This window comes from Paracoccus sp. PAR01 (assembly GCF_014851995.1).
Lineage (GTDB): Bacteria > Pseudomonadota > Alphaproteobacteria > Rhodobacterales > Rhodobacteraceae > Paracoccus > Paracoccus litorisediminis.
In genome coordinates this window covers 244,808-263,490 of record NZ_JACVAW010000004.1, presented here as the reverse complement: position 1 = coordinate 263,490, position 18,683 = coordinate 244,808, and the positions used below count along the sequence as shown (strand labels likewise).

The window sequence follows — 18,683 nt, the reverse complement described above, 5'->3', positions numbered from 1 at the left end:
CCCCTTTGACGGATCAAAAGGGGCGTCGTGCCGTTTCAGCCCGTCAGGGCCTTACTTCATCGGGCATTCGCCGACATAGCTGTCGGCGGCGGCGGTAAAGACCTTTTCGACGACCGAGGTGCGATAGGTCCCGTCCTCGGCCTTGATCGCCTTGGTCAGGTAGAAATCCTGCACCGGGAAGTTGTTGGTCGAGAATTTGAAGCTGCCGCGCAGGCTTTGGAAATCGGCTTGTTTCAGGGCGGCGCGCAGGGCCTCGCGGTCCTCGGTCCCGGCTTTTTTCACGGCGCTGTCGATCAGCATCAGCGCGTCATAGCCGCCGACCGCGTAAAGCGAGGGCACGCGGCCATAAGCCCCTTGGAAGGCGGCGACAAATTCGGCATTGCCGGGCGTCTGCAGGTCCGGCGCCCAGTTCGATCCGGTCAGCATGCCCACCGCCGCATCCTGTTCGGCGGGCAAGGTGGTCTCATCCACCGTGAATGCCGACATCAGCGGGATCGAGCCCAGACCCGCCTGGCTCCATTGCTTGACCAGGTTCACGCCCATGCCGCCCGGCATGAAGGCATAGACGGCGGCGGGTTGGCTGGCCGCGATCTGCGCCAGCTCGGCCGAGAAATCCAGCTGCCCCAGCGGCACGAACAGTTCACCCGCGACCTCGCCCTTGAAGACGGATTTGAAGCCGTTCAGGCTGTCCTTGCCCGCCTGATAGTTCGGCGCCAGCAGATAGGCATTGGCCACGCCCTGACGGTTCATGTGCTCGGCCAAGGCCTGCGGCATCTGGTCGTTCTGGTAGGACACGACAAAGATGTCGGGGTTGCAGTCCTTGCCCGCGAAATTCGACGGCCCGGCATTGGGCGACACAAGGATCGCGCCGCCCGAGGTCACCGGACCGGCGATGGCGTTCATGATGTTGGAAAAGATCGGGCCGATGACGAAATCGGCACCCTGCGCCTCGACCAGATCGCGGGCCTTCTGGGCGGCGATGTCGGGCTTGCCCTCATCATCGACGACGATCAGCTCGACCTCGCGGCCGCCGACCTTGTCGCCCAGCGTCTTTTCGGCCAGCAGCACGCCGTCGCGGGCATGTTCGCCCAGAACGGCGGGCGGACCGGACAGGGTCAGCAGGACGCCGATCTTCAGCGGCTCCTCGGCCTGCGCCGCAAGCGGCAGCATCGACATGATCAAGGCGGTGGAAAGGGCAAGGCGCCGCATGGTCGGAAGTCTCCTGCTGGGAATGTTCTTGGCGTGATTCATTGCGCATCATTTCTGATGGCAAGCGCCGTCCCTGCAAGGGAAAAAGGCGTGCTAATCCGCTGCTTGCATCCCGTGCTCATGGCGGAAGCGGTCCAGATCGCCCTGATCCAGCGCCATGTGATCGCCGGTCGCCCGCATATGGTCACCCAGCAGCGCCAGCAGGGCTGCCGCCCGCGCAGGCTGGGTTGCGATCAGGTTGTGTTCCTCTTGCGGGTCGCGGGCAAGGTCGTAAAGCTCAAAGAACCGCTCGTCCTTGAAGCTGTCGACGATCAGCTTGTCCGTCCCCCGGATCACCGCGCGCGAGAAATTCCCCAGCGAGCCATTGCCGTCATATTGCACAAAGACCGGGCGCGGCGGCGTGTCTTGCAGCAAGGACCGGCCGGGCAGGCCAGCGGGTGGGGTGACATCCAGCACCTCGCACAGGGTTGGCAGCACGTCGATATGGCTGACAAGGCGCGGATCAATGCCTTGGCCGCCGCCCTTGGGCAGTTTCAGCACGACAGGGGTGCGGATCGCTTCCTCATACATGCACATCTTCTGGAACAAGCGGTGCGAGCCCAGCATCTCGCCATGATCGCTGGTCAGCAGGATCGCGGTATCGTCATAGATGCCCTGCGCCTTCAACCGCGCGACGATCTGGCCCACGCAATGATCCAGCAGTCGGACCAGCCCGGCATAGACGCGCCAGACCTCGTGCCATTCGTCGCGGCTGTAGCGGGTGCCGATGATGCCGGTCATGTTGTAAAGCTGCAGCGGGCTTTGGCCGGGGCTCCAGCGCCCGACATTGCGCGGCATCTGGATGTCGCGGACCATGGAATACCACGGCTCGGGGATGTGAAAGGGCGGATGCGGGGCCAGAAACATCGCACTGAGAAACAGCGGCTTTGCGCGGTCGCGCCGGTCGATGGCCGACAGCGCGCCGTTCAGGATATGGCCGTCAAAGAAGCTGTCGAAGCCCGGCTGATAACAGCCCGTCGCCGGGGTCGAGCCACTGCCCAGCCATGTCCGCCGCCCGCCGACCTGTTCGGGCAGATCGGCGCGGAAATCCGGCCCGCCCGGCGGGGCATGGCCGCGCGCGGCAAGGGCGGGGGCATAGGTGTCCTCAAGCGTCTGCCAGTGGATGCCGCCCCCGCGCCGTTCCAGCGGCGGGTCATAGCACAGATGCTGCTTGCCCGCGTGATGGCCGTCCCAGTCCCCGGCCAGCAGGCCGTAAAGGTTCGGCGTGCCCTCGGCCACCATGCCATGGGCGGCGTCCTCGGGGACCCATGGGTTGATCAGGCAGCCGGTCTGGTTCGGATAGCGCCCGGTAAAGAACGCCCCGCGCGACGGCACGCATAGCGGCGAGGCGCAATAGGCATTGGGAAAGACCATGCTTTCCCCGGCCAGCTCGGCGATATGGGGGGTATGTTCCGGCCCGATCAGGTCATGGCGCAACTGGTCGGCCATGATGACGACCAGATGCGGCGCGCTCATTGCGTCCGCCGCAGATTGCCGCGCGGCGGGGCGACGGTCGCGCGCTCGATCAGCTCGACCCCCATGTTCATGCGGATGGCGCTGCGGCCGGGATTGGTGATCCGGCCCAGCAGCAGGCTTGCACCGCTGCGGCCCAGTTCGGCCCGCTCGATCCGCATGGTGGTCAAGGGCGGGCGGCTGTTCCCGGCCAGCGCCACATCGTCCAGCCCGATCACCGAGAAATCGTCGGGGATGGCAAAGCCCAGCGATTGCAGCCCCTGCATCAGCCCGAAGGCCACCATGTCCGAGCTGCAGAAGAACGCGGTCACGCCCTCAAGCCGCCCCTGCTGATGCGCGGCGATGATGGCGTTGCGGGTCTGGGTCTCGGCAAAGCCCATCTGGCCCAGATCCAGCACATGCCGGTCGGGATCGAAACCCAAGCCGGCCTCGGTCAGGGCCACGCGGAACCCGTCCAGACGACGGCGCATGGTCAGGCGGTGGGGCAGGGTGACATGCATGATCTGGCGATGCCCTGCCGCCAGCAGGCGTTGGGTCGCCAGCCAGCCCGCCGACCAGTTGTCGGGCAGCACACTGTCGATCCGCATCGAGCGGTCCATGCCGTTGATCAGCACCGCCGGAGTTTCAGCCGCCGCGATCCGGTCGATCAGAACGGCATCGTCCAGACCGATGGCGATGATCGCGCCGCTGGCCGGATCGGCAAGGATGCTTTCGATTTCCGCCTGACCGCCCTCGGTGATGGGCGCGACCAGACGGACCTCGACCGACAGGCCGCTTGCGGCGCATTCCTCAAGCACGCCCTTGACGATGTCCTCATAGAACAGCGAATCCGAGTAATAGGCGGCGGGCATGATGATGGTCGCGGCCCCCACGCCCGCGCGCTGGATGGCGCGGGCCGAGCGGCCCTGATAGCCCAGCTGATCCGCCGCCGCCAAAACGCGCTGGCGGTTTTCCTCGCTGACGCCGCCGCGATTGTTGAGCACCTTCGAGGCGGCGGCGACCGAGACGCCAGCAGCATCGGCAATGTCGCGCAAAGTGGCGGGTGGGGTGTCGGACATGAGGTTCCTCGGCATTTTCAGATTGGACTGTTACCCTGTGGGGGCGTGGCCTCACCAGAAGAATTGCGTGTGACCCAACGAACGCATCAGGGCCTCCATGAAGTAATAATCGCCGTAAGGCAGCATGTTGTCGGCAAAACCCGATGCGACATGCGCCGCGCCATGCGCCAGCATCCCCAACGCCTGCGGGTCATTGGTCAGGTCGCAGGTGTCCAGCAGCCCGCCCAGCAGCCGGTCGCCGAAATCGCGCCAGCGCCCGGCCTCAAGCGGCATTTGCTGGGCGATCATGTAGACCCCTGCCGCCATCACCGCACCGGCCGAGCTGTCGCGATGGACCGCATTGCCGGGGGCGGCGTAATCCCATGCCGGGACGGTATCGTCGCCCATCAGTGCCTCGGCCCGCGCCGCCAGCCGACGGGCGGCGTCCAGATAGGCACGGTTGCCGGTCGCCAGCGCGCTTTGCGCATAGCCGTGGATCAGCCAGGCCTGCCCGCGCGACCAGCACGAGGCGTCGTCATATCCCTGATGGGTCTCGCCACGCAGGGGGGCGCCGGTCACCGGATCGAACAGGAAGGTGTGAAAGCTGGTGTCATCCGCGCGGACCAGATGTGCCAGCGCGGTTTCGGCATGGCCATCGGCGGCATGGCAGAAATCGGCGCGCCCGGTTTCGCCATGCGCCCAATACAGCAGCGCAAGGTTTTGCAGCGTGTCGGCGATGATGCGCCCGGCGGCATGATGCGGATCGACCCGGCCATGCGGCGCAACCGCGTTCCATGCCTGAATATAGCGGCCCTCGGGGCGATAGCGGTCCAGCAGCAGCCGCGCGGCCTCCAGTGCCATGCCGCGCGATTCGCGGTCGCCGGTCATCAGCCAGTCGGCCACGCAGCCCAGCGAGAACTGGAAGCCCAGATCGTGATCCTGCGCCTGACGATGCGCCAGAATCGCGCGAAACACCGGCCTGCGCGCCCGCGCCGCGTTCATGAACACCGGGTCGCCCGTCAGTTGCAGCGCCAGCCACAGCTGCCCGGCCTGAAAGCTGACCACCCAGTCAAAGGGCGCGCAATAGGTCCATTGATTCGAGGCCGTCCCGATCTTGGGATTGCGCAGCCCGATCACCGGCATCGTCTGGCGCAGCTTGTCCACGCAGCGCTCGATCGCCTGCTGATGACGCTGGGCATGGCGGGTCACAAAACCCGGTTCGGCGGCGGCGAAGTAGCTGTTGGCCTCGATATTCATGGGCATCCTCCTGGTTGCCCTAAGTTTTCGTGTATTTCGCAATTTTCGTCAAGCACGAAACATTTCAGTTGACGGTGAAATTTCGATTTGTCATTTTGACGTCATCAAGAGTTGCGCCGGAGCAAGGCGTAAAGAGGAGGTTTCGCATGTCCGTCACTGACGATATGCCCTTTCGCGTGCCGATCTGGTCACGCCTGCGCCGCCAGATTGCCGGTTACGGGTTCCTGTCCCCCTGGCTGATCGGTTTCTTTGTGCTGACGCTGGGTCCGGCGATGTCGTCGCTGTACCTGTCCTTCACCGATTATTCGCTGATGTCGCAGCCTACATGGGTTGGCAGCGCGAACTACGCCCAGATCGCCAGCGACGATCCGCGATTTCGGGCGGCGATGAATGTCACATTCACCTATGTGCTGCTGTCGGTGCCGCTGAAGCTGGTCTTCGCACTGGCGGTCGCGGTCCTGCTGAACAAGGGGATGCGCGGGCTGAACTGGTTCCGGGCGATCTTCTATCTGCCGTCGCTGATCGGCGGCTCGGTGGCAATCGCGGTGCTGTGGCGGCAGGTCTTTGCCAGCGACGGCATGATCAATCAGGTCCTGATGACGCTGTTCGGCTACGAAGGCCCCAGCTGGATCGCCAATCCCTCGACCGCGATCTATACGCTGGTGGCGCTGGCCGTGTGGCAGTTCGGGTCGTCCATGATCATCTTTCTGGCCGGCCTGCGCCAGATCCCGCAGGACATGTACGAGGCCGCCAGCATCGACGGGGCCAGCCGCACCCGGCAGTTCTTCAAGATCACCCTGCCGTTGCTGACCCCGGTGATCTTCTTCAACGCCGTCATCCTGACCATCGACGCGTTCAAGGCCTTTACCCCGGCCTTTGTCATCAGCGACGGCTCGGGCGGGCCGATCGACTCGACGCTGTTCTACACGCTGTACCTGTACCAGGAGGCCTTCACCAACTTCCGCTTCGGCTATGCCTCGGCGCTGGCGTGGGTGCTGGTGGCGATCATCGCGGGCTTTACCGCCCTGTCCTTCCTCTCGGCCAAATACTGGGTGCATTACGATGACTGAGACCGCAATCGCCCCGCCGCTGACCAAGGAGGCAACCATGCCGCAGGGATTGAAGCGCGCATTTGCCTATGCCGCCCTTGCCGCCATCAGCTTCGTGATGCTGTACCCGCTGCTGTGGATGGTCTCGAGTTCGTTCAAGCCGGAAAACGAGATCTTCTCGACCACCTCGCTGATCCCGGAAACCTTCACCACGGACGCCTATGCGCGCGGCTGGAACGGGCTCAGCGTCAGCTTTGGCTGGATGTTCCTGAATTCCGCCGTGGTCTCGGTGCTGGCGGTGGCGGGCAACCTGATTTCCTGCTCGATGGCGGCCTATGCCTTTACCCGGCTGCAGTTCAAGGGCCGCAAGTTCTGGTTCGCGCTGATGCTGGGCACGATGATGCTGCCCCAGCACGCCGTGCTGATCCCGCAATACCTGATGTTTCTGAACTTTGGCTGGGTGAACACCATCCTGCCGCTGGTCGTGCCGAAATTCCTGGCCATCGACGCCTTCTTCATCTTCCTGATGATCCAGTTCTTCCGCGGCATTCCGCGCGAGCTGGACGAGGCCGCGCTGATGGACGGGGCCGGTCCGCTGCGGATCTTCCTCAAGGTGATCCTGCCGCTTTCGACCCCGGTTCTGGCCACGGCGGCGGTGTTTTCCTTCATCTGGACATGGGACGATTTCTTCGCCCCGCTGATCTATCTGAACGACATCGAGAAATACACCGCACAGCTGGGCCTGCGCACCTTTGTCGACGCCACCGCCCAATCCGACTGGGGCGCGCTGCTGGCGATGTCCACCCTGACCGTCCTGCCGATCTTTGTCCTGTTCGTGATGTTCCAGCGCCTGCTGATCGAGGGCGTCGCGACCACCGGAATGAAACGCTGATTGCCCGCCCTCCAGAAAAGCGAGCCCGACATGACCTCTCTGACCCTTCAAGACATCAAGAAAAGCTACGGCAATATCGACATCATCCAGGGCGTCGATCTGAAGATCGAACCCGGCGAGCTGGTGGTCTTTGTCGGCCCCTCGGGCTGCGGGAAATCCACGCTGCTGCGCATGATCGCCGGGCTGGAGCCGATCTCAAGCGGTGAGCTGCGCATCGGCGGCCAGCGCATGAACGAACGCTCAGCTTCGGAACGCGGCATTGCCATGGTGTTCCAGTCCTATGCGCTTTACCCGCATATGACCGTCTACAAGAACATGTCCTTCGGGCTGGAAACTGCCCGGATGCCGCGTGCGGAAATCGACAGCCGCGTCCGCAAGGCCGCCGAGATCCTGCAGATCACCCAGCTTCTGGACCGCAAGCCCAAACAATTGTCGGGCGGCCAGCGCCAACGCGTCGCCATTGGCCGCGCCATCGTCCGCGAGCCTTCGGTGTTCCTGTTCGATGAGCCGCTGTCGAACCTTGATGCGGAACTGCGGGTGCAGACCCGCGTCGAGATCGCCAAGCTGCATGCCGATATCGGCGCCACCATGATCTATGTGACCCATGATCAGGTCGAGGCGATGACGCTGGCCGACCGCATCGTCGTCCTGCGCGGTGGCCGGATCGAGCAGGCGGGCACCCCGCTGGAGATCTACAACGCCCCCGCCAACCGCTTCGTCGCCGGCTTCATCGGCTCACCCAAGATGAACTTCCTTGAGGCGCGGGTGCTGTCCTCGGGCGGCGATCTGGCGCTGGATCTTGCCGGAACGTCGGTGCGTCTGCCGGGATATGGCGGCAGGGGGCTTGAGGCCACGGCCTCGCTGGGCGTGCGCCCCGAACATCTGCGGGTCGGCTCGGATCAGGGCGCGGATCTTGGCGCGATGACCGTGACCCATGTCGAACAGCTGGGCGGCCAGACCATCGTTTACGGCCGCCTGTCCGACGGGCAGCAGATCGTGGCGACGCTGGACGGCCAGCAATCGGTTCAAGCCGGTCAGGAACTGCCGCTGCGGGTCGATCTGGCGCGCTGCCATGTCTTTGACGCCGATGGCCGACGAGTGGCGGCACGCGCCGCCTGACCGGCCACAAGTTGGGGGAGGAGGAATAACATGCTCAAGCGCAGAGATTTCATCCGGGGCGGTCTGGCCCTTGGTGCCGCCGCCTCACTATGCGGTCCGGCATCGGCGGCCACGACGGATATGCGGCTGTTCTGGTTCGGCTCGCCCGCGCGGGCGGAACGCACGCTGGCCGTGGCCCGCCTGTTCGAGGCCGCAAATCCCGGCGTCAAGATTCTGGGCGAGGTCGGCGGCAATGACTACTGGTCCAAGTTGACGACGATGCTGGCGGGCGGCAATGCCCCCGACATCTTTCAGCTGGTCCCCAGCCGCTATGCCGATTACGCGGGCCGGGGCGCGATGCTGCCCTTGGACGACTATATCGGCCCGGTGATCCGCACCGACCGGATGATGCCCGAGGTGATGAGGCTGGGGCAGGTCAGGGGCGTGACCTATGGCGTGCCGCTGTCGATCAATGCCTTTGCGCTGCTTTACGACATGGTGGCTTTCCAGCAGACCGGACTGACCCCGCCGGGTCGCGACACGACATGGGACGATTTCGCCCGGCTTTGCATCGAGATGACCAAGGCGATCGACAAGAAGGGCGTCTGGGCCATCGGCAATGCCGCCCGCTACAGTTACGCGCTGGAAGCGTTTCTGGTGCAGCGCGGCAAGCGGCTTTACCGCGAGGACGGCCAGATCGGTTTCGATGTCACTGACGCCACCGACTGGTACGGATATTGGGACAGCCTTGCCCGGAACGGCGGCTGCGTCTCGGCCGAGGTGCAGGCGCTGGACAAGATCCAGATCGATTCCAACCCGATGAGCACCGGCCATGCGGTGATGGCGATTGCCTTTTCGAACATGCTGGTGGGCTATCAGGCCCTGCAGAAAAACCCGGTCGGGCTGACCGTGCTGCCGGTGGCTCAGAAGGGCGGGCCCTCGGGGCTGTTCTACAAGGCGGGTCAGCAATTCGGCGTCGCCAAGACTGCCAAAAACCCCAAGCTGGCGGCCCAGTTTCTGGACTTCTTCCTTAACGATGCGACGGCGGGCAAGGCATTGGGGTTGGAGCGCGGCATGCCGATCAACCTTGATGTCCGCGCCGCTGTCGCGGGCACCCTGAACGAAGTCGAGAAGCGATCCTTCGACTATATCCAGTCGATTGCCGACATCTCGGGCGACTATCCGCCGCAAGTGCCGGTCGGCGCCGGCGAGCTGGAGGAACGGGTCTATCGCGCCATCGCCGACAAGCTGGCCTTCGGCCAGATCACCCCTGCCGAGGCCGGGCAGACGCTGGTGGCTCAGGCCAATCAAATCCTGCAAAGCTAGGCCGCAGCCCGGCCAATGCGACGAACCATTGCCCCGACCCGGATGCGGTCGGGGAACAACCCCTCACGTTTCAAGATCGGACATGACATGATCAACAGACGCGCATTCCTGAACAGCGGCCTTGCCTGTGGGCTGGCCGCGACCACATTGCCCTTGCTGGGCCGCGCCGCGCGGGCCTCGGGGTCGGACATGCGGCTGTTCTGGTTCGGCTCTCCGGGTCGGGCGGAACGGACGCTGGCCGTGGCCAAGCTGTTCGAGGCCGCCAATCCCGGCACCACGGTTCTGGGCGAAGTCGGCGGCAATGACTATTGGTCCAAGCTGACCACCATGCTGGCGGGCGGCAATGCCCCCGACATCTTCCAGCTGGAGCCGGGGCGCTTCGCCGATTACGCGGGCCGGGGCGCGATGCTGCCGCTGGACGACTACTTGGGCAAAACCATCCGCACCGACCGCCTGCTGCCCGGCGCGCTGGAACTGGGCACGGTCAAGGGCAAGGTGGCGGGGATGCCGCTGTCGAACAACGCCTTTGCGCTGCTTTACGACAGCGTGGCCTTCCAGCAGGCCGGGCTGACCCCGCCGGGCCGCGACACCACATGGGACGATTTCGCCCGGCTTTGCACCGACATGACCAAGGCCATCGGCAAGAAGGGCGTCTGGGCCGTCGGCAATGCCGCCCGCTATTCCTATGCGCTGGAGGCCTTCCTGCTGCAGCGTGGCAAGAAACTGTATCGTGAGGACGGCCAGATCGGGTTTGATGCCAAGGACGCGACCGACTGGTATGGCTATTGGGAAAGCCTGGCCAAGAATGGCGGCTGCGTTCCTGCCGATGTTCAGGCGCAGGACAAGATCCAGATCGATTCCAACCCGATGAGCCGCGGGAATGCAGTCATGGCCATCGCGTTTTCCAACATGCTGGTCGGCTATCAGGCGCTGCAAAAGAACCCGGTCGGCATCACCACGCTGCCGGTTGCGGAAAAGGGCGGGGCCTCGGGGCTGTTCTATCGCGCCGGGCTGCATTTCGGCATCGCCAAGAACAGCCCCGACCCCGAGCGTGCGGCGCGTTTCCTTGATTTCTTCGTCAATGATCTGGCGGCGGGGCAGATCCTTGGGGTGGAACGTGGCGTCCCGATCAATCTGGACGTGCGCGCCGCCATCGCGCCCTCGCTGGACGAGACCCAGAAGCGCTCCTTCGATTATGTCGAGGCGATTGCGGATGTCGTCGGTCCCTTCCCGGCGCAGGTCCCGGTCGGTGCCTCGGAACTCGAGGACCGCGTCTATCGCACCGTGGCCGATCGGATGGCCTTTGGTCAGATCACCCCCACTGAAGCTGGCGAGGAGCTGGTCTCGCAGGCCAATGCCATCCTGAAGGGCTAAGATGGCGCTGTATCTGGGCATTGATGGCGGCGGGACCGGATGCCGCGCCGCCATCGCCGACGGGGCGGGCCGGATTCTGGCCCGCGCCGAATCCGGCCCCGCGAATATCGCCAGCGACCCCAAAGGAGCCCGCGACACCATCATCGGCATCGTCCACGGCCTGCTGGCCAGACTGGGCGCGACCGAGGCCGCGGCAGTCGGGCTGGGTCTGGCCGGGGCCAATGCGGCAGGCGCGGATCTGGCGCTGCAGGGTGCCCTGCCAGCCCGGCGCGTGCGGATAGAAACCGACGCCCTGACCGCGACCTTGGGGGCCTTGGGCGACCGGGACGGGATCGCTGCGGTGATCGGCACCGGTGCGGTCTTTGGCCGCCAGCAGGCCGGGCGGTTTCGCCAGATCGGCGGGCATGGGTTGGTGCTGGGCGACTATGCCTCGGGGGCGTGGCTGGGTCGCAGGGCGCTGACGCAGGCAGTCCGGGCGGATGACGGGCTGGTCCCGATGACGCCATGGCTGCGCGACCTGCTGGCGCGCTTTGGCGGTGCGGCGGGGATCATCGGCTTTGCCTATGCCGCCAGCCCCGCCGATTTCGCCCGCCTTGCCCCCGAGGTCATCGCCGTCGCCGATCCCATCATCATGGCCGAGGCTGACACCGAGATCATGACCGCCATCGCCACGCTTCAGGCGGGCGCGGCCCTGCCCGTGACCTTCATCGGGGGTCTGGGCGAGGTTTATCACAGCCGCCTTGCGGGGCGGCTGAACACGGCCCGGCCCATCGGCTCGGCGCTGGATGGCGCGCTGCGGCTGGCCATCTCAACTGATCGCGACGCGGGACCTGTCCGCGCATAAAGGAGAACCCCTTGCAGCCCACTCATATGGCCCGCGAAATCGCGGAGCTGCCCGATATCGCACGCGCCTTCATCCGCCAGTCCCGCGATCCGATCCGCGATGCCGCCACCGCCCTGCGACTGACCGAACCCGCGCTGCTGGTCACCGTGGCACGCGGCTCATCCGATCACGCGGCGAGTTTCCTGAAATATCTGGTCGAATTGCAGCTGGGCATTCCGGTGGCCTCGGTCGGGCCGTCGATTGCCTCGATCTATGTGCGCCAGTTGCGGCTGCAGGGCGCGGCCTGCATCGGGATTTCGCAATCCGGGCAAAGCCCCGACATTCTGGCGATGATCCGCAGCGCGGCGGCGGGCGGGGCAAGAACGCTGGCCTTGACCAATGACGTGGCCAGTCCGCTGGCCGGGGCGGTCGATCATGTCATCCCGCTGGCCGCCGGGCCGGAGCGCTCGGTCGCGGCGACCAAGACCTTTGTCGCCTCGCTGCTGGCGGCTTTGTGGCTGGTGGCGGAATGGCGGCCCGATCCGGCACTGCAGGCCGCGCTGACGGACCTGCCCGAGGCCTTGGCCGCTGCCGCCCGGCTGGACTGGCAGGTGATCGAGGACCGGCTGGCCGACGCGCAATCACTGTTCGTGCTGGGCCGGGGTGCGGCCAGCGCCATCGCCGCCGAGGCCGCCTTGAAGGGCAAGGAAACCTGCCGCCTGCATGCCGAGGCCTATTCCGCGGCCGAGGTCCTGCACGGCCCCTCGGCCATCGCCCGCGACCGCTTTCCGGTGCTGGTCTTTGCGGTCGATGACGAATCCCTGCCGCAACTACGCGCGACAGTGGAACGTCTGGCCGGGCAGGGGGCGGATGTCTTTGTCACCGGGATCGCGGTTCCCGGCGCGACGACGCTGCCGGTGGTCCCCGACCTGCATCCGCTGGTCGCGCCGCTGGTGCATCTGGCCATCTGGTACGCCACGGTCGAGCGCCTGTCGCGGCAGCGCGGGCTGAACCCCGACCAGCCCGCCTTTCTGCAGAAAGTGACCCAGACGGTATGAGCATGACCCTGACCGGGGCCTCGGTTTTCGATGGCGAGGCCCTGCATGACGGCGCATCGGTGGTGGTCGCCGACGGACGCATCACCGCGATCCTGCCCGCGGGGCGGGGACCGGTTGGTCAGCCCGTCGCATTGTCCGGCGGCATCCTTGCGCCGGGGCTGCTGGACCTGCAGGTCAATGGCGGTGGCGGGCGGCAGGTCGGTGCCAGCACCACCGCCGCCGATCTGGCCGCGATCTGTGACAGCCATGCCCGGCTGGGCGCGACCGGCATCCTGCCGACGCTGATCACCGACACGCCTGAAACCACCGCCCGCGTCATCGCCGCCGGGATCAAATGCGCATGGGCGGGCGTGCCGGGCTTTCTGGGCCTGCATCTGGAGGGGCCGCATCTGGACCCCCGGCGCAAGGGCGCGCATGACCCCGGCCTGATCCGGCCGATGCTTGAGCCCGACCTGCAGGCGCTGCTGGCCGCGCGCGCGCAACTGCCCGCGCTGATGGTGACGCTGGCACCGGCGGCGGTGGCTCCGGGCCAGATCCGGCGGCTGGTCGCGGGCGGCGTGACCGTCAGCCTTGGCCATGCCGATTGCACCCTGACCGAGGCCCGCGCCGCCATGGCCGAGGGCGCACGCTCGGCCACGCATCTGTTCAACGCCATGTCACCCCTTGGTCACCGAGAACCGGGGCTGGTCGGCGCGGTTCTGGATGGTGATCTGGCCGCGGGGCTGATCGCGGATGGCCAACATGTCGCGCCCGAGATCGTGCGGCTGGCCCTGCGATTGCGGCCACGCGGGCTGTATCTGGTTTCCGATTGCATGGCCCTTGCAGGCACCGAATTGCCTGGCATGCGCCTTGGCGGGCGGCTGATCCGGCGCAGTGCCGGCAGGCTGACCTTGGGCGATGGCACGCTGGCCGGGGCCGATCTGACCCTGCCGCAGGCCTTGGCCAATCTGCGGAAATGGGGCGTGGATGCGGCGCAGGCGCTGCGCATGGCGACCTCGACCCCCGCCGATCTGATCGGTTCCCCGGCGGGTCGTCTGCGCGTCGGCGCGACCGCCGATCTGGTGCATCTGGGCGATGACTTGCACCTGCGACAGGTCTGGCGCGGCGGGCAGCCGCTGCTGCGCCAGATCCATGCCGACCAACCCCGCCAAAACAGGAGAATGCCGTGAACCCGGAAATCAGGATCGTCAGCGCGGATGGCGTGACGCGCGTCCGCCAATCTGGTCAAGCCGAGGCCGTGCTGGTCCATGACCTGACCTATGTCCCCGGCGACATGATCGAGATCGCCTGCGCCGATGCGGGCTTTAGCGCGGGCTTTGATGCCGTCCTGCAACTGGACGCGGCGATTGCCCCGGCGCTGGTCCATGCGGGCGGGCCGATCTATCGCTTTGCCATCCCCTTCGACGGCGCCCGCGTGGCCTATCCGGCGCAGGCCTTTGCCGGGCCGCTGCATCGCATCTCGATCCGGCCCGCCTTGCCGTCCGAGGCGCATATCCGGCGCGATCTGGCGCTGAACCCGGCGGATTCGGCGCTGAATGACGCCTTTTTCCCCCATGCCTTTGCCAATGTGGAAACCCGGAACGAGGCCGGTTTTGCCGCTCGCAATGCCATCGACGGCGAGATCGCCAATAGCGATCACGGCTTCTGGCCCTATACCAGCTGGGGCATCAACCGCGACCCGCATGCTTCGCTGACCTTGGATTTCGGGCGGGTGGTGTGGCTGGACGAAATCGCGCTGCGGCTGCGCGCGGATTTTCCCCATGACAGCTGGTGGGAACGGGCGACCATCGTGTTCTCGGACGGGCCCGAGGTTCGGATCACGCTGCATAAGACCGGTCAGCGGCAGGCCTTCGCGATTCCGCCGCGACAGGTGACATGGCTGCGGCTGGAACAGCTGATCCGCGCCGACGATCCGTCGCCCTTCCCCGCCCTGACCCAGATCGAGGCATGGGGCTGGCCGGTGACCGCATCAGGTCAGCGCAGGTCCTCAAGCGCGGCGATGAAATTGGAAAACAGCTCACCCTGCGAGCCGATCCTCAGCTTGGCATAGATATTGCGCTTGTGAATGCGGACCGTGCCGGGGGAGATTCCCAAGGCGCGGCCCGTCGCCTCGGCCGAATGACCCTTGAGCGTGTATTCGACCACCTCGGTCTCGCGCGGGGTCAGCAGGTTGCGCCCGACATTGCGAAAGGCCGCGTCGATGCGCCCGGCCAGCGCGCCCTGCGCCGCCTGGGGCTGCTCGGCGAAGCGCGGGCGCAGGTCGGGCCAGTTCTTGCGCGCCGATGCGGCGACAAAGGGCAGGACGGCGGCCAATTCGCGGAACTCGCGCGCCGAAAAGGCGCGGCTGGCGCGCATGGCCGAAATCACCGCATGCACGCCTTGCCCCATGTCCAGCATGAAGCCTATTTCCTCGGCAAGCTCGGTCTGGACATAGTAGTTGCGGAAATATTCGGCCTGATAGAAGCGGTCGGGGGCCAGTTCCCGCAGCCGCACCAGCTTGGCCTGACCGGGGCCGGGCGGGTGCAGATAGAACGGGTCCAGAAGGTAAGGACCGGCCTGATAATCCTCGACCATGACCTGCCGTTTCCACGCCGGAAATTCGTCATGCAGCGCGATCGGGCGGCGGTCCTGATAATAGGCGAATGTCACGCTATGCTCGAACGGCGCGACGCAGCGCAGGGCCGCGATCAGTGCTGCCGCAAAATCGGGCGTGCCCAGCGTTTCGACCACATGCGCGCTTGCCTCGATCCAGTTCATTCGTCACCTTTCGAGTGGGGACAGCGGCACTATGCCTTTTGTGGTATATACAGCGTCTGCAAGTTTTCTTACGAATTTCTCAAATCAAGGGATAGCCCGCGTCAAGGACTATCGTCAGGGAAAGACGTAAGCATGGCATATGCGGAGGGCGGCGAGACCATCGCCGAATTCGTCGACACGACCAAGCGCTTCGGCAAGGTGCTGGCCGCGGATCGGCTGAACCTGAAGATCGGCAAGGGCGAATTTCTGTCCTTCCTCGGGCCATCGGGCTGCGGCAAGACCACGGCTTTGCGCATGCTGGCAGGCTTTGAGCCGCCGACCGAGGGCCGCATCCTGATCGACGGGCAGGATATCGGCGCGGAGCCCGCGCATCGCCGCCCGGTCAACATGGTCTTTCAGCATTACGCGCTGTTCCCGCATATGACCGTGGCGGAAAACGTCGGCTACGGGCTGCGCCAGCGCCGTCCCAAATTGGCGAAGGATGACATCGCCGCCCGCGTTGCCCGCGCGCTGGACACGGTGCGTCTGGGCGATTTCGGCCCGCGCCGGATCTGGGAAATGTCGGGCGGTCAGCAGCAGCGCGTGGCTTTGGCCCGTGCCATCGTCAATGAGCCGAAAATCCTGCTGCTGGATGAACCCATGGCGGCGCTGGACGCGAAACTGCGCGGGCAGATGCAGATGGAACTGCTGTCCTTGCAAAGGAAGCTTGGCATCACCTTCATCCTTGTGACCCATGACCAGCAGGAAGCGCTGTCGATGTCGGACCGCATCTGCATCATGGGCAAGGGGCGGATCAGCCAGATCGGCACCCCGCGCGAACTTTATGACCGCCCCGCCAACCGCTATGTCGCGGATTTCGTCGGGCGCGCCAATATTCTGCCCGGCACCGTCATCCGCAATATCGGGGAACATGCGCTGGTCCGGCTGGCCTCGAACCACGATGTCGTGGTCGAGGCTCCGCGCCTGGTCAGCCCCGGCGACAAGGTGGACATCGCCATCCGCCCCGAGGCGCTGCGCCTTGGCGCTGCTGCGGAACCGGGCCTGCCCGACATCACCGCCACGGTCGCGCATATGACCTTCCTTGGCGAACATGTGGAATACCTGCTGCGCCATCCCGACTTGGGCGAATTGCAGGTCATGGTCCCGAGACAGGCCGAAAGAGCCTTGCCGGGCGTGGATGTGGGCACCCAGCTTCACGTCCTTTGGGATCAGGGCAATGGCCTGATCCTTGGTCAAGACTGACATCTCCAACAAGGGAAGCGACAGATGCAGGACGATAACGCACCGATCTCGCGCCGGAAATTCGCAGAAGAACTGGAACGCTACCGCAAGGGCTCGGTCTCGCGCCGGCACTTCCTTGGGGTGACGGGTCTGGGCACGGCCATGGCGGTGATGGCGGGTGCCATGCCGATGCTGCGCCCGCGCGGCGCACATGCCGCTGACTTGGGCGACCGCGCCGTTCTGGCGACATGGCCAAACTATCACGACGTGGAAAACTTCGCGATCTTCCAGAAGGAAACCGGGGTCGCGACGCAGGTCAACGTCTTTGGCTCGAACGAGGAAATGCTGGCGAAACTGCAGGCGGGCGGCTCGGGCTGGGATGTGTTCGTGCCGACGAACTACACCATCACCACCTATGTCGATGCCGACCTGATCGAGCCGCTGGACCTGTCCAAGCTGCCCAATTACGACGCGGCGGCCTTTGATGCGCGCTTTGCCGATGCGGGCACGGTCAATGGCAAGCTGTATGCCGTGCCCAAGAACTGGGGCACCACCGGCATGGCCTGGGACAGCACCAAGGCCAAGGCCCCCTTCACCAGCTGGAAGGAGTTCTTCGACCTGACCATGACCGATTTCTCGGGTCGGACCATGGTGCATGACTATCAGCTGACCACCATCGGCAACGCGCTGAAATATTACGGCTATTCCTTCAACTCGGTCGACCCGAAGGAACTGGCCGATGCCGAAAAGCTGCTGTTGCAGGTCAAGCCGCATCTGTTCGCGATCAGCTCGGATTACCAGCCGTCGATGCGCAATGGCGATGCGTGGATGACCATGTGCTGGACCGGCGAGGGCAAGCAGATGAACCGCGACATTCCGGAAATCCACTTCGCCCTTGGCAAGGAAGGCGGCGAGATCTGGTCGGATTACTACGCCATCCCGAAAAACGCCCCGCATCGCGAGGCGGCCTATGCGCTGATCAACTTCCTGATCGACCCGCAGGTGAACGCCCGCGAGGCGACCGCGCATGGCTTCCCGGTGGCCGACAGCCGCGTCAACGCGCTGCTGCCCAAGGAAGTGCTGGCCGACCCGATCCTTTACCCTGCCGCCGATCTGCTGAACGCACAGGAATTCGGCGCGGCCGCGACCCTGACCGACCCGAACCGCGCCGAGCTGATGGCGCGCTTCAAATCGGCCTGAGGAGGGGATGACCATGACCAAGGCCCGCGCCCGCTGGCTGCTTCTTGGACCTGCGGGCCTGTGGTATGCGGCACTGCTGGTGCTGCCGCTGGCCGTGGTGCTGGTCTATTCCCTTGGCGAAAGGGCGCCGGCGGGCGGATATGCCCCGGCGCTGACCTTGGCCCAATATGCCAATCTGGGAAGCCGCTGGACGGCTTTTCAGAACACGCTGGTCCTTGCGCCCGTGGGCACGCTGGCGGCGCTGCTGATCGCCTATCCGCTGGCCTATTTTCTGGCGGTGAAATCCAATCCGCGCTGGCGGACGGCGCTGCTGGTGCTGGTCATCGTGCCCTTCTGGACCTCGATCCTGATCCGCAGCTATGCGTGGATCTTCCTGCTGGGCGGGCGCGGCATTCCGGCCCTGCTGGCCGATCTGGGCTTGGGCGACATCCGCCTGATCAACACGCCCTTCGCCGTGCTGGTCGGCATCGTTTATGGCTACCTGCCGCTGATGGTCTTTCCGATCTATGTCAGCCTTGAGCGGCTGGACAAGCGCCTGCTGGAGGCGTCGTCCGACCTTGGCGCGCCGCCTTGGCGCAGCTTTCTGCAGGTGACGCTGCCGCTGTCGCTGCCGGGCGTCGCCACGGGGTCGATGCTGGTCTTTATCCTGCTGATGGGGGAATACCTGATCCCGCAGATGCTGGGCGGTGGCAAGGTCTTCTTCGTCGGCAATGCGCTGGTCGATCTGTTCCTGCAATCGCGGAACTGGGCCTTTGGCTCGGCCATGGCGGTGACGCTGGTCGCGGTCATGCTGGTCACGGTGACGCTATATATGCGCTTCCTCAGCCGGATCGGTGCGGCGCGCGACGATGTCGGCCTGATGTGAGACAG

17 protein-coding genes are annotated in these 18,683 nt (G+C 65.4%); 12 read left to right on the top strand and 5 right to left on the bottom strand.

The features are described 5' to 3' along the window. Positions 1-51: 51 nt before the first annotated feature. The 4 genes from IB235_RS10130 to IB235_RS10115 form a co-directional block, all read right to left on the bottom strand. A complete protein-coding gene (locus tag IB235_RS10130; RefSeq protein WP_192336606.1) occupies positions 52-1,209 on the bottom strand; it encodes an ABC transporter substrate-binding protein in 1,158 nt (385 codons plus the stop codon). Between the two features lie 93 nt (positions 1,210-1,302). Next, positions 1,303-2,724: a sulfatase gene (locus tag IB235_RS10125; protein WP_192336605.1), complete on the bottom strand. Its 1,422-nt coding sequence runs from the start codon at positions 2,722-2,724 to the stop codon at positions 1,303-1,305. Continuing rightward, entirely contained in the window at positions 2,721-3,779 is a 1,059-nt protein-coding gene (locus IB235_RS10120) for a LacI family DNA-binding transcriptional regulator (protein ID WP_192336604.1), read from the bottom strand. Before IB235_RS10120 ends, IB235_RS10125 begins: the two co-directional genes overlap by 4 nt. 51 nt (positions 3,780-3,830) lie before the next feature. After that, complete coding sequence (locus IB235_RS10115) at positions 3,831-5,015, bottom strand: glycoside hydrolase family 88 protein (RefSeq protein WP_192336603.1); 1,185 nt, start codon at positions 5,013-5,015, stop codon at positions 3,831-3,833. 146 nt (positions 5,016-5,161) lie between these two features. On the opposite strand from IB235_RS10115, the gene IB235_RS10110 reads away from it, so the two are divergent. From IB235_RS10110 to IB235_RS10070, 9 genes are all read left to right on the top strand, one after another. Next, positions 5,162-6,085, top strand: a complete 924-nt coding sequence (locus IB235_RS10110) for a carbohydrate ABC transporter permease (protein WP_225612161.1) — start codon at positions 5,162-5,164, stop codon at positions 6,083-6,085. Beyond that, entirely contained in the window at positions 6,078-6,956 is an 879-nt protein-coding gene (locus tag IB235_RS10105) for a carbohydrate ABC transporter permease (RefSeq protein WP_192336602.1), read from the top strand. The genes IB235_RS10110 and IB235_RS10105 overlap by 8 nt, the downstream gene beginning before the upstream one ends. A 30-nt stretch (positions 6,957-6,986) precedes the next feature. Continuing rightward, on the top strand, positions 6,987-8,075 hold the full coding sequence (locus IB235_RS10100) for an ABC transporter ATP-binding protein (RefSeq protein WP_192336601.1): 1,089 nt from the start codon (positions 6,987-6,989) through the stop codon (positions 8,073-8,075). A 30-nt stretch (positions 8,076-8,105) separates the two neighbouring features. Beyond that, positions 8,106-9,380 carry an ABC transporter substrate-binding protein gene (locus IB235_RS10095; RefSeq protein ID WP_192336600.1) on the top strand — a complete coding sequence of 425 codons (1,275 nt, stop codon included), beginning with the start codon at positions 8,106-8,108 and terminating at the stop codon, positions 9,378-9,380. A gap of 87 nt (positions 9,381-9,467) precedes the next feature. Next, the gene (locus tag IB235_RS10090) at positions 9,468-10,754 is read left to right on the top strand and encodes an ABC transporter substrate-binding protein (RefSeq protein WP_192336599.1); all 1,287 of its coding nucleotides are present in this window, start codon (positions 9,468-9,470) and stop codon (positions 10,752-10,754) included. 1 nt (position 10,755) lies between these two features. Next, complete coding sequence (locus tag IB235_RS10085; RefSeq protein WP_192336598.1) at positions 10,756-11,598, top strand: BadF/BadG/BcrA/BcrD ATPase family protein; 843 nt, start codon at positions 10,756-10,758, stop codon at positions 11,596-11,598. Between the two features lie 11 nt (positions 11,599-11,609). Continuing rightward, on the top strand, positions 11,610-12,635 hold the full coding sequence (locus IB235_RS10080) for an SIS domain-containing protein (RefSeq protein ID WP_192336597.1): 1,026 nt from the start codon (positions 11,610-11,612) through the stop codon (positions 12,633-12,635). Further along, complete coding sequence (gene nagA / locus IB235_RS10075; protein ID WP_192336596.1) at positions 12,632-13,804, top strand: N-acetylglucosamine-6-phosphate deacetylase; 1,173 nt, start codon at positions 12,632-12,634, stop codon at positions 13,802-13,804. Before IB235_RS10080 ends, nagA begins: the two co-directional genes overlap by 4 nt. After that, the gene (locus IB235_RS10070) at positions 13,801-14,685 is read left to right on the top strand and encodes a carbohydrate-binding protein (RefSeq protein ID WP_192336595.1); all 885 of its coding nucleotides are present in this window, start codon (positions 13,801-13,803) and stop codon (positions 14,683-14,685) included. The genes nagA and IB235_RS10070 overlap by 4 nt, the downstream gene beginning before the upstream one ends. Here the strand turns inward: IB235_RS10070 and IB235_RS10065 are convergent. Next, a complete protein-coding gene (locus IB235_RS10065; protein WP_192336594.1) occupies positions 14,610-15,392 on the bottom strand; it encodes a helix-turn-helix transcriptional regulator in 783 nt (260 codons plus the stop codon). The genes IB235_RS10070 and IB235_RS10065 overlap by 76 nt on opposite strands. 132 nt (positions 15,393-15,524) lie before the next feature. Here IB235_RS10065 and IB235_RS10060 point away from each other — a divergent pair, with 132 nt between their 5' ends. From IB235_RS10060 to IB235_RS10050, 3 genes are read left to right on the top strand one after another with little or no spacing between them, the layout of a single operon-like run. Continuing rightward, the gene (locus IB235_RS10060; RefSeq protein WP_192336593.1) at positions 15,525-16,634 is read left to right on the top strand and encodes an ABC transporter ATP-binding protein; all 1,110 of its coding nucleotides are present in this window, start codon (positions 15,525-15,527) and stop codon (positions 16,632-16,634) included. A 24-nt stretch (positions 16,635-16,658) separates the two neighbouring features. Next, entirely contained in the window at positions 16,659-17,813 is a 1,155-nt protein-coding gene (locus IB235_RS10055; RefSeq protein ID WP_192336592.1) for a PotD/PotF family extracellular solute-binding protein, read from the top strand. Positions 17,814-17,820: 7 nt separating this feature from the next. After that, positions 17,821-18,678: an ABC transporter permease gene (locus tag IB235_RS10050; RefSeq protein ID WP_170297636.1), complete on the top strand. Its 858-nt coding sequence runs from the start codon at positions 17,821-17,823 to the stop codon at positions 18,676-18,678. Positions 18,679-18,683 lie beyond the last annotated feature (5 nt).

Bases quoted from the DNA above. Each gene is read 5' to 3' on its own strand.
- IB235_RS10130 (WP_192336606.1), bottom strand. From the start codon at position 1,209: ATGCGGCGCCTTGCCCTTTCCACCGCCTTGATCATGTCGATGCTGCCG.
- IB235_RS10125 (WP_192336605.1), bottom strand. From the start codon at position 2,724: ATGAGCGCGCCGCATCTGGTCGTCATCATGGCCGACCAGTTGCGCCAT.
- IB235_RS10120 (WP_192336604.1), bottom strand. From the start codon at position 3,779: ATGTCCGACACCCCACCCGCCACTTTGCGCGACATTGCCGATGCTGCT.
- IB235_RS10115 (WP_192336603.1), bottom strand. From the start codon at position 5,015: ATGAATATCGAGGCCAACAGCTACTTCGCCGCCGCCGAACCGGGTTTT.
- IB235_RS10110 (WP_225612161.1), top strand. From the start codon at position 5,162: ATGTCCGTCACTGACGATATGCCCTTTCGCGTGCCGATCTGGTCACGC.
- IB235_RS10105 (WP_192336602.1), top strand. From the start codon at position 6,078: ATGACTGAGACCGCAATCGCCCCGCCGCTGACCAAGGAGGCAACCATG.
- IB235_RS10100 (WP_192336601.1), top strand. From the start codon at position 6,987: ATGACCTCTCTGACCCTTCAAGACATCAAGAAAAGCTACGGCAATATC.
- IB235_RS10095 (WP_192336600.1), top strand. From the start codon at position 8,106: ATGCTCAAGCGCAGAGATTTCATCCGGGGCGGTCTGGCCCTTGGTGCC.
- IB235_RS10090 (WP_192336599.1), top strand. From the start codon at position 9,468: ATGATCAACAGACGCGCATTCCTGAACAGCGGCCTTGCCTGTGGGCTG.
- IB235_RS10085 (WP_192336598.1), top strand. From the start codon at position 10,756: ATGGCGCTGTATCTGGGCATTGATGGCGGCGGGACCGGATGCCGCGCC.
- nagA (WP_192336596.1), top strand. From the start codon at position 12,632: ATGAGCATGACCCTGACCGGGGCCTCGGTTTTCGATGGCGAGGCCCTG.
- IB235_RS10065 (WP_192336594.1), bottom strand. From the start codon at position 15,392: ATGAACTGGATCGAGGCAAGCGCGCATGTGGTCGAAACGCTGGGCACG.
- IB235_RS10060 (WP_192336593.1), top strand. From the start codon at position 15,525: ATGGCATATGCGGAGGGCGGCGAGACCATCGCCGAATTCGTCGACACG.
- IB235_RS10055 (WP_192336592.1), top strand. From the start codon at position 16,659: ATGCAGGACGATAACGCACCGATCTCGCGCCGGAAATTCGCAGAAGAA.
- IB235_RS10050 (WP_170297636.1), top strand. From the start codon at position 17,821: ATGACCATGACCAAGGCCCGCGCCCGCTGGCTGCTTCTTGGACCTGCG.